Source organism: Streptomyces lasiicapitis (genome assembly GCF_014646335.1).
Classification (GTDB): domain Bacteria; phylum Actinomycetota; class Actinomycetes; order Streptomycetales; family Streptomycetaceae; genus Streptomyces; species Streptomyces lasiicapitis.
The window spans coordinates 188,446-201,513 of the sequence record NZ_BMNG01000019.1 but is presented as its reverse complement, the minus strand read 5'-3'; the positions used below and the strand labels follow the sequence as shown (position 1 = coordinate 201,513).

General features: G+C 72.8%; 8 protein-coding genes. 5 read left to right on the top strand and 3 right to left on the bottom strand.

Features of this window, described 5'->3' with window-relative positions; translation table 11 throughout:
- Positions 1 to 198 precede the first annotated feature (198 nt).
- Together IEY91_RS35505 and thiD are read left to right on the top strand one after the other, a co-directional pair.
- Positions 199 to 1,170 carry a thiamine-phosphate kinase gene (locus IEY91_RS35505; RefSeq protein WP_164320154.1) on the top strand — a complete coding sequence of 324 codons (972 nt, stop codon included), beginning with the start codon at positions 199 to 201 and terminating at the stop codon, positions 1,168 to 1,170.
- Positions 1,167 to 2,003, top strand: a complete 837-nt coding sequence (thiD, locus tag IEY91_RS35500) for a bifunctional hydroxymethylpyrimidine kinase/phosphomethylpyrimidine kinase (RefSeq protein ID WP_189177111.1) — start codon at positions 1,167 to 1,169, stop codon at positions 2,001 to 2,003. Before IEY91_RS35505 ends, thiD begins: the two co-directional genes overlap by 4 nt.
- On the opposite strand, the gene IEY91_RS35495 is transcribed toward thiD, so the two are convergent.
- From IEY91_RS35495 to rpmB, 3 genes are all read right to left on the bottom strand, one after another.
- A complete protein-coding gene (locus IEY91_RS35495; RefSeq protein WP_189177126.1) occupies positions 1,964 to 3,337 on the bottom strand; it encodes an FAD-dependent monooxygenase in 1,374 nt (457 codons plus the stop codon). The genes thiD and IEY91_RS35495 overlap by 40 nt on opposite strands.
- Before the next feature lie 79 nt (positions 3,338 to 3,416).
- Positions 3,417 to 6,467 (bottom strand): AfsR/SARP family transcriptional regulator, encoded by a 3,051-nt coding sequence (locus IEY91_RS35490; protein ID WP_189177110.1) that lies wholly within the window; start codon positions 6,465 to 6,467, stop codon positions 3,417 to 3,419.
- A gap of 159 nt (positions 6,468 to 6,626) precedes the next feature.
- The gene (gene rpmB, locus IEY91_RS35485) at positions 6,627 to 6,812 is read right to left on the bottom strand and encodes a 50S ribosomal protein L28 (RefSeq protein WP_016642993.1); all 186 of its coding nucleotides are present in this window, start codon (positions 6,810 to 6,812) and stop codon (positions 6,627 to 6,629) included.
- 246 nt (positions 6,813 to 7,058) lie between these two features.
- Here rpmB and fakA point away from each other — a divergent pair, with 246 nt between their 5' ends.
- The 3 genes from fakA to rsmD all read left to right on the top strand — a co-directional run bounded on the left by fakA (position 7,059) and on the right by rsmD (position 13,064).
- Positions 7,059 to 8,951, top strand: a complete 1,893-nt coding sequence (gene fakA, locus IEY91_RS35480; protein ID WP_189177109.1) for a DAK2 domain-containing protein — start codon at positions 7,059 to 7,061, stop codon at positions 8,949 to 8,951.
- Between the two features lie 144 nt (positions 8,952 to 9,095).
- Positions 9,096 to 12,329: a helicase-related protein gene (locus IEY91_RS35475; protein ID WP_189177108.1), complete on the top strand. Its 3,234-nt coding sequence runs from the start codon at positions 9,096 to 9,098 to the stop codon at positions 12,327 to 12,329.
- A 90-nt stretch (positions 12,330 to 12,419) separates the two neighbouring features.
- Positions 12,420 to 13,064 carry a 16S rRNA (guanine(966)-N(2))-methyltransferase RsmD gene (gene rsmD / locus IEY91_RS35470; protein WP_164320146.1) on the top strand — a complete coding sequence of 215 codons (645 nt, stop codon included), beginning with the start codon at positions 12,420 to 12,422 and terminating at the stop codon, positions 13,062 to 13,064.
- The last annotated feature ends 4 nt before the right edge of the window (positions 13,065 to 13,068 follow it).

The following is a 13,068-nucleotide window of genomic DNA, read 5'->3' as shown; positions in this document are numbered from 1 at the left end:
GTGGGGAGAAGGGACGCCACGGTACCGCGTCGTCGCTCGCCACGGGGAGACCCGGGGGAGCTGTGGCGCGCACATCGCGGCGTACGGGCAGAGAGACGGACAACAGAGGTTGACGGTCACGTCGACCGTACCGACGACAGGGACGGCTCGCGACCGCAAGCGGACCGCGGCGACCGTGGCAGAAGGAGCAGCACGCGCATGAAGGGCACCGTCGGCGAGTTGGGCGAGTTCGGGCTCATCAAGGAGCTCACCTCGCGGCTCACCTCCACCCCGGCCGTACGCCTCGGCCCCGGCGACGACGCCGCCGTCGTGGCCGCGCCGGACCGCAGGGTCGTGGCAAGCACCGACATCCTCCTGGAGGGCCGGCACTTCCGCCGCGACTGGTCCACGGCCTACGACGTCGGCCGCAAGGCCGCCGCCCAGAACCTCGCCGACATCGCCGCGATGGGCGCGGTGCCCACCGCCATCCTGCTCGGCCTCGTCGTGCCCGCCGAACTCCCCGTGAGCTGGCCCACCGAGCTCATGGACGGCCTGCGGGACGAGTGCCAGGTGGCGGGCGCGGCCGTCGTCGGCGGCGATGTCGTACGCGGCGACACCATCACCGTCTCGATCACCGCGCTCGGCGATCTGCGCAACCACGAGCCCGTCACGCGCGCGGGCGCCCAGCCCGGCGACGTCGTCGCCGTCACCGGCTGGCTCGGCTGGTCCGCCGCCGGGCACGCGGTGCTCTCGCGCGGCTTCCGTTCGCCGCGCGCCTTCGTGGAGGCCCACCGCAGGCCCGAGCCGCCGTACCACGCGGGCCCCGCCGCCGCCGGGCTCGGCGCGACCTCCATGACGGACGTCAGCGACGGCCTGATCGCCGATCTCGGCCACATCGCCGAGGCCAGCAAGGTGCGCATCGACATCCGCTCCGGCGACGTGGACGTGCCCTCGCAGATGAACGACATCGGGCAGGCCGTCGGCGTCGACCCGCTGCAGTGGGTGCTCAACGGCGGTGAGGACCACGCGATCGTGGCGACGTTCCCGCAGGACGTGAAGCTGCCCGCCCGCTGGAAGGTCATCGGCGAGGTCCTCAACCCGTCGGCGCAGCCGCAGGTCACGGTGGACGGCGCGCCCTGGACCAGCAAGGGCTGGGACCACTTCGGGGAGAACGGCGGCGGCGACTCGTGAGCGCGGCGAGCCCGAGCCGCACGGCCCGTACCGCGCCGCCGCGGGTGCTCACCGTCGCCGGCTCCGACTCCGGGGGCGGCGCGGGCATCCAGGCCGACCTGAAGACGATGCTCGCCCTCGGCACGCACGGCATGAGCGTCGTCACGGCCGTCACCGCGCAGAACTCCCTGGGCGTGCAGGGCGCTTGGGAGCTGCCGGTGGAGGCGGTGCGGGCGCAGTACCGCAGCGTCGTCGACGACATCGGCGTGCAGGCCGTGAAGACCGGCATGCTGGCGTCGGCCGAACTGGTCGAGGCGGTGGCGGAGTTGCTCGCCGGCACGGACGCCCCTGCTGTCGTCGACCCCGTCGGCGTCTCCAAGCACGGCGACTCGCTGCTCGCGGCGTCCGCGCTGGACTCGGTCCGCACGAAGCTGCTTCCGGTCGCCACGGTCGCGACGCCCAATCTCGACGAGGTCGCCCAACTCACCGGCATCGAGGTCGACTCGGAGGACGGCATGCGGCGCGCTGCGGCCGCCGTCCTCGCGTACGGGCCGAAGTGGGCGCTCATCAAGGGCGGCCATCTCAGCGGCGACGCCGTGGACCTGCTCACCGACGGCTCCGAAGAGCACTGGCTGCGCGCCCCGCGCCACGACAACCGTCATACGCACGGCACGGGCTGCACCCTCGCCAGCGCCGTGGCGGCGCAGCTCGCGAAGGGGCAGTCCGTCCCACAGGCCGTGACGGCCGCCAAGGAGTACGTCACCGGGGCCATCGCCGCCGGGTTCGCACTCGGCGGCGGGATCGGGCCCGTGGATCACGGCTGGCGGTTCGGGGACGGCACGGGGGCTTCGTAAGCGGTGTCTTCGGAGGCCTCGTTCTTGTCGGTGGCCTCGTTCTTGTCGGTTCCGTCAATCGCGTACTCCTTGAGGTCGATTCCGTTGGCGGCCTTCTCCGTAAGGCGCTTGAAGAAGCCCGCCAGGAAGCGGGAGCTCAGCATCCGGTACGCCCGGTCGCGGCTGCGGATCTTCTTCTCCGTGGGCGGCGCGAGGAAGGGGCCCGCGTTGCCGGAGGTCTTCTGGCAGCCCTTCGCGTAGTCGCGGACCTCCGCCTCGTACGCCGCGAAGGCGGTCCGGTGGTCCCCGCGCGCGAGGGCCAGCTCACCGGCCAGGACGTACGCGCACACGAGCGCCGTGCCCGTGCCGATGCCGCCCATCGTGGCGCCGTACCCGGCGTCGCCGAGGAGCACGACGCGCCCCTTGGACAGCCGGTCGACATGGATCTGCGCGATCGCGTCGAAGTACAGGTCGTCGGCCTCCTCCAGGGCCTTCAGGGCCATCGGCGCGTGCCGCCAGCGCATTCCGGCGTACTTCTCGGCGAGGATCCGCTTCTGCTGCGCGACGTCGTGCCGGTCGTAGTCGAGCTGCTCGGAGCGGAAGACGAAGCCCACGCCCGCCCGGTGCGGATCGCCGTCGTAGTTGCAGAGGTCGATCATGCGGCCGGGCTCGCTGTGGATGCGGGCCGTGCGGTCCAGGCCCAGGTGGTTGGGCATGCTGAAGCCCGCCACGTAGTGGCCGAGGAAGCGCAGGTACTGCGACTCGTCGCCGAAGGCGAGGCGGCGGGTGTGCGAGTGCAGGCCGTCCGCGCCGACGACGAGGTCGAAACGGCGGGGCGCGCCGCGCTCGAAGGTGACGTCGACGCCGCCCGTGTCCCCGGGGGCCTCGGAGAGACTCGCCACGGAGTCCCCGAAGACGTACGACACATGATCCCTGGTGCGCTCGTACAGGATCTTGGAGAGCTCGCCGCGAAAGATCTCCACGTCGCCGCTCATCAGGAACGCGGGCAGATCCACCGTCTCCTTGTCGTCGGCGTCGACGACGATCTGGCGCCCCATGTGGGTCTGCCGGCGGTGCACCTCGTCCCAGATGCCCATGCGCTTAAGGACGGTGCGGTGCGCGTGGCCCCGGAAGTCGACGGCGAAGCCGCCCTCGCGCAGGGCGGGCGCCTTCTCCACGACGGTGACGCGGGCGCCGTACCGGGACAGCCACAGGGCGAGCGCGGGACCGGCGACGCTGGCACCGGAGATGAGGACTTCGAGGTGGGCGAGGGGGCGGGCGGGCCGTGTGGTGCGGGTGGTGTGCTTCGCGGTCTTCGTAGCCTTTGCGGTCTTCGTAGTCTTCGTGTTCGTCATGTTCGTCATGCCCCGAGCTTCGGAGGGGGCGCTTACCGGCGGCGTACCGTCGGCTGACCGGCGCTGACCGCCGTCACCCTCAGCCGCGCCCCACCGCTCTCGGCCCCTCCCCGCGGCCCGCCTCGAAGGCCTTCTCGTACGCCGCCGGGCCAAGCCGCGCGCGTGCCGCTTCCTGGACCGGTACGACGTCGGGGTGGCCCTCGATCAGCGTGCCGCGCAGGCTCGCCGCGGCGCCCAGGAGCCGGGCGGCGTCCTGGGGGAGCGGCGCTGCGGCGGCCAACGCCTCCGCCACCTCGGCCAGTTCGGCCACACCAGTGGCGTCCACGGCGAGCACGCGGGCCTGCTCGAACCAGTCGGCGGCCTCCTCGGGGCGGGACTCGGCGAGCGCGGTGCGGCCGAGGCCGATGAAGATCCGCGCGGTCTCCGCGACGCTGAACCAGTTGGCGGCACACGCCTGGAGGGCCGCTTCGTAGTGCGCACGCGCGCGTGCGGTGTCGCCGCGCAGCCGGGCCACATCTCCCAGGCCGCGCCGCGCGGTCGCCACCTTGTCGCGCACGCCCACGGTGCGGGCGCGCTCCTCCGCCTGCCGGAAGTGGTCCGCCGCGTCCTCCAGGGCGCCGCCGTGCAGCAGGACCGTGGCGCGCTGGTGCAGCAGGTCGCCGGTCTCCTCCGGGGCGCCCAGCTCGACGACGTGGGCGAGGCCCTCGTCCAGGAGCTCCAAGGCGCGCTCCCGTTCGCCGCGCCAGTCGGCGAACATCGCCAGCGGGTCCAGGCAGTTGGCCATGCCCCAGCGGTCGCCGTTCTCCCGGAAGGCGGCGAGCGCCCGCGCGAAGGCCGCCTCCGCGTCCGTCGGCCGCCCGGCGAACAGTTCCTGGAAGCCCCGCCCGAGGTCCAGCAGGGCGCGCCCCCACGGATGGTCGCCGACCTGCCCGCGCACCCGCTCCTCCATGGCCCGCCGCGGCCCGCCCACGAGCGACCAGAGCACGATCAGGAACGGCAGCCGCAACGGCCCCTCCAGGGACGTCAGCAGGGCGTCGGCGCGCGCGAGGCGCTCCGGCTCGGCGGGATCGTCGCCCTCGCCCACGATCGTGTTGACCACGCACAGGACGTACTCCTCGGTGAGCCCCTCCGGAGGCCGCGGCCCGACGGCCTCAAGGAGGCCCGAGGCGAGCGAGGCGCGCTCTCCGTAGAGGCCGCGCAGCCGCCAGTACCAGGACAGCGCGGCCAGCAGGCGCAGGCCCGCGGGCGGATCGGTGCGCGCGAGGTGGCGCAGGGCGGCGTCGAGGTTGCCGTGGTCGGCGGCGAGCCTGTCGAGCCAGGGGAGCTGCTCGGCGCCGTGCAGCCGAGGGGCGCCCTCTTCGGCGAGGCGCAGGAAGTACGCGGCGTGCGCGTCCCTCAGTCTGTCCTCGTCGCCCGCCTCGGCGAGCCGGTGGGCGCAGAAGGCGCGGATGGTCTCCAGCATCCGGTACCGGCCGCCCGCCGCCTCGACGAACGACTTCTCCGCGAGCGACGCCAGCAGGTCCTCCGGACAGGGGAGTTCGCAGACCGCCTCGACGGCGTCGAGCGTGGCGCCCGCGGGGAACACGGTCAGCCGCGCGGCCAGCTCCCGCTCCTCGTCGTCGAGCAGGTCCCAGCTCCACTCGACGACGGCGTGCAGGGTGCGGTGGCGCGGCGCCTTCGTACGGTCGCCGCGCGACAGGAGCCTGAAGCGGTCGTCGAGCCGCGCGGCGAGTTCGTCGAGCGTGAGGGTGCGCAGCCGGGCGGCGGCCAGTTCGATGGCGAGCGGAAGCCCGTCGAGCGCGGCGCACAGGGACCGGACGAGGTCGGCCCGACCGCCCGCCTGGGAGGCGAAGTCCGGGCGTACGGCCACCGCCCGGTCCACGAAGAGCCGCTCGGCGGGCCCGGCGGCGAGCGGTGGCACCGGGCACAGCGCCTCACCGGTGATGCCGAGCGCCTCCCGGCTGGTGGCGAGGACGCGTACACCGGGGCAGGCGCCGAGCAGCAGCCCGGCGACCCGCGCGGCGTCGTCGACCAGGTGCTCGCAGTTGTCGAGCACGAGCAGCAGCTCACGCCCCTCCAGCGCGGCGAGTAGCCGCTCGGTGGCGTCACCCCCGCGCGCGTGGAACCCGTCGCGCACTCCCAGGGCGCGGAGGATCGCGTACGTCACCCGCTCCCCGTCGGCCAGCGGCGCCAGCTCCACGAAGCACACGCTCCCGGGCCCGCCGCCCCGCCCGCTCTCCCGCTCCCGCGCGGCCTCCAGGGCGAGCCGGGTCTTGCCGGTGCCGCCGGGCCCTGTGAGCGTCACCAGGCGGGCGTCGTCGAGGAGGTCGTGGACACGGGCCAGCTCGGCCGTGCGGCCGATGAGCGGGGTGAGCGGCACGGGGACGGCCGGCGCGCGGGCCGGCTCGGCGCCGCGCAACAGCTCCACGTGGAGCGCGGCGAGCTCCGCCGACGGATCGGCGCCCAGCTCCCGCGCGAGGACGCCACGCGCCTCGTCGAACACGACAAGGGCCTCCGCGGACCGCCCGGCCGCGTGCAGCGCCCGCATCAGCTGCTCGTAGAGCCGCTCGCTGAGCGGATGAGCGGCGACCAGCTCTCTCAGCTCCGGTACGAGGCCGGGGCCGCCGCCGGTCGCCAGGTCGGCGTCCACGCGGTCCTGGAGAGCGGCGAGCCGGAGCTCGTCGAGCCGGATGACGGGCGCGTGTGCAGGGGCGCCGGGCAGGTCGGCGAGCGCGGGCCCGCGCCACAGGCCGAGCGCCTCCTTGAGGAGGGCGGCGGCCCGGGGGTGGTCTCCGGAGGACAGCGCCAAGCGGCCCTCGCGGGCCAGACGCTCGAAGAGGTGGGCGTCGACGTCGTCGGGGGAGACGGCGAGGCGGTAGCCCGTGGCGGTGGTCTCGATGTCGACGCCGAGACGCTTGCGCAGCCGGGACACCTGGGACTGCAGCGCGTTCGTGGCTCCGGCGGGGGGCTGCTCCCCGTAGAGACCGTCGGCCAGTCGCTCGGCGGAGACGCTGCGGCCGGCGTCCAGGAGGAGCAGGGTGAGCAGGGCGCGGGGGCGGGGGCCACCGGGGTCGACGGGGGAGCCGTCGGGGGTGCGGACGTCGAGGGAGCCGAGGATGCCGAAGCGCATCTGCCGGATTCTGGCAGGCGCGGATTTCGGCGGGAGGCCGCACGGGTCCGGCCCGGCCGCGGGCACGCGCGGAAGCTCTGCCCCAGGGCATGCGAAAAAGCCGGTACTCCCGAAGGAGACCGGCTTTTCAGCAACCAGCTAGGTGGCCGCGCAGAAACGTCAGCGCGAGACCTTGCCGGCCTTGATGCACGAGGTGCAGGCGTTGAGGCGCTTCGGCGTCCCACTCACCACGGCACGCACACGCTGGATGTTCGGGTTCCAGCGACGGGGCGTACGGCGGTGCGAGTGCGAGATGTTGTTGCCGAAGCCCGGCCCCTTGCCGCAGACGTCGCAGTTGGCAGCCACGGGTCACTCCAAAGACTTCAGATGCACTTACGGTTAAACCCGGCATGCCGGGATCAGTGCAATGATCGGAGTGGCGTTGCCAGGAGGGATGGCCCGATGCGTATCGGGCAACCGGAGCAGCATACAACGACTGCTTCGGTACAACGAAACTACCATGTTCCGCCGCTGCCCCGCCCCCGCCTCCCCTCCGTCCCAGGTCTACGCTGCGTCCCATCCCGAGACGCACGACGGAGGCGTCCCGTACGCATGACGGAGGCGTCCCGCGACGCCCCTAGGAGGCGACAGTTGCCGCAGAACCTCGACGCTGTCGCAGTCCGCGCCTGGAGCGCACTGGCTCTGGAGGCACTGGGGCAGGCCCGCGAGGAGATCGACGCGATCAACGTCTACCCGGTCGCGGACGGGGACACCGGGACCAACCTCTACTTGACGATGGAATCGGCCTCCCAGGCCGTCGACGCGGTCTTCACGGGCCTCGAACCGGCCGAGCCGGCGCTCGTCGAGGTGGTGCGGGCGATGGCGCACGGCGCGTTGATCGGGGCCCGGGGGAACTCCGGGACGATCTTGGCGCAGTTGCTGCGGGGGATGGCGCAGGTGCTTTCGGCGGACGCGGATGCGGGTGACGGCGACTCGCATCGTCGCGACGCGGGTGACGGTGACGGCCACCGTCGCGCCAGTGACGCACATCACGCCGACGGCGCGCGCCTCGCGCTCGCGCTGGGCCGCGCGTCCGAGTCCGCGTACCGGGCCGTGGCGCACCCCGTGGAGGGCACGGTCCTGACGGTCGCCAAGGCTGCCGCGGCATCGGCCGATGCCGCGGCGCGGGACTCACGCGACCCGCGGGACTGTGCCGCGGTGGCACGGGCGGCGTACGAAGGCGCCTGCGCGGCGCTTGACGCGACTCCGGGACAGCTCGCGGTGCTGGGGCGCGCGGGAGTGGTGGACGCCGGTGGGCGGGGCCTTGTGGCGGTTCTGGGGGCGTTGGTGGGGGCGCTGTCGGGGGAGACCGTGCGGCGGCGGGCGGACGTGCCTGGTGTGGTGACTGCGGCTGTGGTGACCGGTGCGGCGGGTGGGGCGACTGGGATCACCGGTGCCGCCGCGTCAACCGGACCCACGGGATTTGCCGGAGCTGTCGCACCCGCCGGCCCCACTGGACCCACCGCGCCCCCCGCGGCCACAGAGCCCGCTGCCTGCGCCGACCCCGCTCCCGACGGAGCCGGCCCCGCCTTCGAGGTGATCTACCTCCTGGAGGCCGAGGACGCGGCCGTCGACCGGTTGCGGGGGCGGCTGGACGCGCTTGGTGACTCGCTCGTGGTCGTCGGTGGCGACGGCCTGTGGAACGTCCATGTCCATGTGGACGACGCGGGCGCGGCTGTCGAGGCGGGCGTCGAGGCGGGCCGTCCGTACCGCATCCGCATCACGCACTTCGGCCTCGGCGACGCCCACACCGTACGAACGCAGGCACCGCCCCGGGAGCGCGTCCAGCGCGGCATCGTCGCCGTCGTGCCGGGCGACGGCCTCGCCGCCCTGTACGCCGAGGCCGGGGCCACGACGGTGCCCGCGCGCGCGGGGGAGCCGCCCGCCAGCGGCGAGTTGGTCGAGGCGATCCGGCGGGCGCACGCGCGCGAGGTGGTGCTGCTGCCCAACGACGCCGGGCTGCGCCACACCGCGGCGGCCGCCGCCGAACAGGCCCGCTCCGAAGGCGTACGCGTCGCGCTGATCCCCACCCGCTCCGCGGTCCAGGGCATCGCCGCGCTCGCCGTGCACGAGCCGGACCGCCGCTTCGACGAGGACGTCGTCGCCATGACCTCGGCGGCCGGGGCGACCCGCTACGCCGAACTGGCCGTGGCGGAGCGGCAGTCCTGGACGACGGCGGGAATCTGCCAGGCCGGGGACGTGCTCGGCCTGATCGACGGCGACGTGGCGGTGATCGGCCCCGAGGTGGCCCGCACTGCGGCCGCCGTGCTCGACCGGATGCTCGCCGCGGGCGGCGAGATGGTCACGCTGGTGCTGGGTGACGCCGTCTCTGACGCGGTGGCCGAGCACCTGGAGAAGCACGTACGCGACGGCCACCTGGCCGTGGACACGGTGCTGTACCGGGGCGGGCCCCAGTCGGCCCTGCTCCTCATCGGCGTGGAGTGACCCTTCGCCCGCCGCCCCGCAGATCGGCGCTCCGTTCAGGCCGATACGGGGGTCCGGGGGCGGAGCCCCCGGTTTCGGGAAGGGGCGGGATCGGGGAAGGCCCCGCAGGGCCCCGCACCCCAATTGTCAGTCCCGTGGTGTGCAATGGATCTCGTGCACGCGCTCCAAGAACCATTGAAGAACGCGCTCGGCCAGGCCACCGCGAAGGTGATGGCCGAGCACCTCGCCCTGCACACGGTCGGCGACCTCCTGCACCACTACCCCCGGCGGTACGCCGAGAGAGGCGAGCTGACCCGCCTCTCCGACCTCCCGCTGGACGAGCACGTGACGGTCGTGGCCCAGGTGGCGACGGCCCGCGTGCTGCGGTTCAACGGCGGCAGCGGCCAGCGCCTCGAGGTCACGATCACGGACGGCAGCGGCCAGCTCCAGCTGGTCTTCTTCGGCCGCGGCATCCACAAGCCGCACAAGGACCTGCTGCCGGGCACCCGCGCGATGTTCGCGGGCAAGGTGTCGGTGTTCAACCGCAAAATGCAGCTCGCCCACCCGGCGTACGAACTGCTGCGCGGCGACGGCGACTCGGCCACGGAGGCTGCCGAGGCCGTCGGCTCCTGGGCCGGAGCCCTCATCCCGATCTATCCGGCCACCGCCAAGCTGGAGTCCTGGAAGATCGCCAAGTCGGTGGACGCGGTGCTGCCGAGCGCCCAGGAGGCCCTGGACCCGCTGCCGCCGTCGCTGCGCGAGGGCAGGGGCCTGATCCCGCTCCCCGAAGCACTCCTGAAGATCCACAGGCCGCACACGAAGGCGGACATCGCCACCGCCAGGGACCGCCTGAAGTGGGACGAGGCGTTCGTGCTCCAGGTCGCCCTGGCCCGGCGCAGGTTCGCGGACGCGCAACTGCCGGCGGTGGCCCGCAGGCCGTCCCCCGACGGCCTGCTTGACGCCTTCGACGCCAAGCTCCCCTTCGAGCTCACGGACGGCCAGCGCAGGGTCTCCAAGGAGATCTTCGACGACCTGGCCACCGAGCACCCGATGCACCGCCTGCTCCAGGGCGAGGTCGGGTCGGGCAAGGCCCAGCCCCTCGATGCGCTGATCCTGACCCCTGGGGGTTTCCGGCCGATGGGCGACATGAAGACGGGGGACACCGTCGTCGTGCCCTCAGGCGATGTCGCGGTGATCGACGGGGTGTTTCCCCAAGGCGAGCGCGACGTGTGGAGTCTGACGCTCTCGGACGGCAGTTCCGTCGAATGCGACGACGAGCACCTCTGGATCGTCGGTACGAGCTGCGGATGGCACCGAGGACAGCCTCCCAAGGTGCTGACCACCCGAGAGATCCGCCATGACCTCTTCAAGGCGAACGGATCGTCGAAGTGGTACGTCCCCGCCGCGACACCCGTGGACCTGGGAGGCGACGAGGAACTGCCGCTCGACCCCTACCTCTTCGGCCTCCTGCTGGGCGACGGTTCCTTCCGGCACAACCTCCGCCTGTCCACCGCCGACACCGAGATTCGCGACGCCGCGGCCGCCGCAGTGGCACCGGACTGCCGTCTGATCCCGGTGACCGGCAGCGAGTACGACTACACGATCCAGCTCACCCATCGAGCGGGAGGCGTCCGCAATCCCGTCATCCAGGCACTGCGCGACCTGGGCCTCTGGGGTGCGACATCACACAGCAAGTTCATTCCGGAGGCATTCAAGAACACGTCGATCAAGCATCGCCTTGCGCTGCTGCAGGGACTGCTCGACACGGACGGCACGGTCCAGCCGGACGGATTGAGCATTTCCTTGTGCTCGGCCTCCCCGAGGCTCGCCCAGGACGTCGCCTGGCTCGTACGCTCGTTGGGCGGCCGGGCACGGGTGCTGCCGAAGAGGGACGCGTTCAACGTGTCGGTCGCGCTGCCCGCGGCGTACGCCCCCTTCCGGCTGACCCGCAAGGCGGAGCGGGTACAGGACCGACCGAAGTACACCAATTTCCGTCGGGGGATCCGCAGGGTCGACCACGTAGGGCGCAAACCGGTCCAGTGCATCAGCGTCGCCCACCCCACGCGGGCCTACATCACGGACAACTTCACGGTCACGCACAACACGATGGTGGCCCTGCGCGCCATGCTCGCCGTGGTGGACGCGGGCGGCCAGGCCGCGATGCTCGCGCCCACGGAGGTCCTGGCCCAGCAGCACCACCGGTCGATCACCGAGATGATGGGCGAGTTGGCGCAGGGCGGCATGCTCGGTGGCTCCGAGCACGCCACCAAGGTCACCCTGCTCACCGGCTCCATGGGCACACCGGCCCGCCGCCAGGCACTCCTCGACCTCGTCACCGGCGAGGCGGGCATCGTCATCGGCACGCACGCCCTGATCGAGGACAAGGTCCAGTTCCACGACCTGGGCCTGGTCGTGGTCGACGAACAGCACCGCTTCGGCGTCGAGCAGCGCGACGCCCTGCGCGGCAAGGGCAAGCAGCCGCCGCACCTGCTGGTCATGACGGCCACCCCCATCCCGCGCACGGTCGCGATGACGGTCTTCGGTGATTTGGAGACCTCCGTCCTGGACCAGCTCCCGGCCGGTCGCTCGCCGATCTCCACGCACGTCGTCCCGGCACAGGACAAGCCGCACTTCCTCGCCCGCGCGTGGGAGCGCGTGCGCGAAGAGGTGGAGAACGGCCACCAGGCGTACGTGGTCTGCCCCCGCATCGGCGACGATGCCGAGGAAGAGCCCAAGAAGGGCAAGGGCAGCAAGAAGAAGTCCCCGGAGGACGAGGCCGAGAAGCGTCCTCCGCTCGCCGTCCTCGACGTGGCCGAGGAGCTGACCCACGGCCCCCTGCGAGGCCTCAAGGTCGAGGTCCTGCACGGCCGCATGCAGCCGGACGACAAGGACGCGGTGATGCGCCGCTTCGCCTCCGGCGAGACCCACGTCCTGGTGGCCACGACGGTGATCGAGGTCGGGGTGAACGTCCCGAACGCCACCGCCATGGTGATCATGGACGCCGACCGCTTCGGCGTCTCGCAGCTCCACCAGCTCCGCGGCCGCGTCGGCCGAGGCTCCGCGCCGGGCCTGTGCCTGCTGGTCACCGACATGCCGGAGGCGAGCCCCGCCCGCGCCCGCCTCGGCGCCGTGGCCGCGACCCTGGACGGCTTCGAGCTCTCCCGCATCGACCTGGAGCAGCGCCGCGAGGGCGATGTCCTCGGCCAGGCCCAGTCCGGCGTCCGCTCCTCGCTGCGCATGCTCGCCGTCATCGACGACGAGGAGATCATCGCCGCGGCCCGCGAGGAGGCGACGGCCGTGGTCTCCCGCGACCCGGAGCTGGAGCACCTGCCCGAACTGCGCACGGCACTGGACGCCCTCCTGGACGCGGAACGCGAGCAGTACCTCGACAAGGGCTGACAAGGGCTGACGCGCTCGCACGGCATATCGTGAGGGCAGGCCCCATCCCCAAGGGCAGCCCCGCCCCCAGCCGAAGGACGCAGAGACCCTATGACCCGCGTGATCGCCGGCGTGGCCGGCGGACGCCGCCTCGCCGTCCCGCCGGGGAACGGCACCCGGCCCACCTCGGACCGCGCCCGCGAGGGCCTGTTCTCCACCTGGCAGGCCTTCCAGGGCACCCTCGACGGCGCCCGCGTCCTCGATCTGTACGCGGGCTCCGGCGCCGTCGGCCTGGAGGCCCTGTCCCGCGGTGCCGCGCACGCCCTGCTCGTCGAGGCCGACGCCCGCGCCGCGCGCACCATCCGCGAGAACATCAATTCGCTCGGCCTGCCCGGCGCCGAGGCCAGGGCGGGCAAAGCGGCCCAGATCATCCGTGAGTCAACCCCTGCCACCCCCTATGACCTGGTGTTTCTCGACCCCCCCTACGCCGTCGGCGACGACGATCTTCGGGAGATCCTGCTCACACTCCGCTCGGGAGGCTGGCTCACGGACGACGCGCTCGTCACCGTTGAACGCAGTACGAGGGGCGGAGAATTCGGCTGGCCGGACGGCTTCGAGCCACTGAGGTCCCGTCGCTACGGCGAGGGAACGTTTTGGTACGGTCGCGCCGCCTCTTCGTACAAAGAGCCGGAAAGCTCGACGTGCGAAGAAGAAACCGACAACTCTTCGCACCAAGAGCCAGAGATCGCGCCATGACCCG

Coding starts and splice junctions, on each gene's coding strand:
- IEY91_RS35505 (WP_164320154.1), top strand. CDS start 199: ATGAAGGGCACCGTCGGCGAGTTGGGCGAGTTCGGGCTCATCAAGGAG.
- IEY91_RS35495 (WP_189177126.1), bottom strand. CDS start 3,337: ATGACGAACACGAAGACTACGAAGACCGCAAAGGCTACGAAGACCGCG.
- IEY91_RS35490 (WP_189177110.1), bottom strand. CDS start 6,467: ATGCGCTTCGGCATCCTCGGCTCCCTCGACGTCCGCACCCCCGACGGC.
- fakA (WP_189177109.1), top strand. CDS start 7,059: ATGACGGAGGCGTCCCGCGACGCCCCTAGGAGGCGACAGTTGCCGCAG.
- IEY91_RS35475 (WP_189177108.1), top strand. CDS start 9,096: ATGGATCTCGTGCACGCGCTCCAAGAACCATTGAAGAACGCGCTCGGC.
- rsmD (WP_164320146.1), top strand. CDS start 12,420: ATGACCCGCGTGATCGCCGGCGTGGCCGGCGGACGCCGCCTCGCCGTC.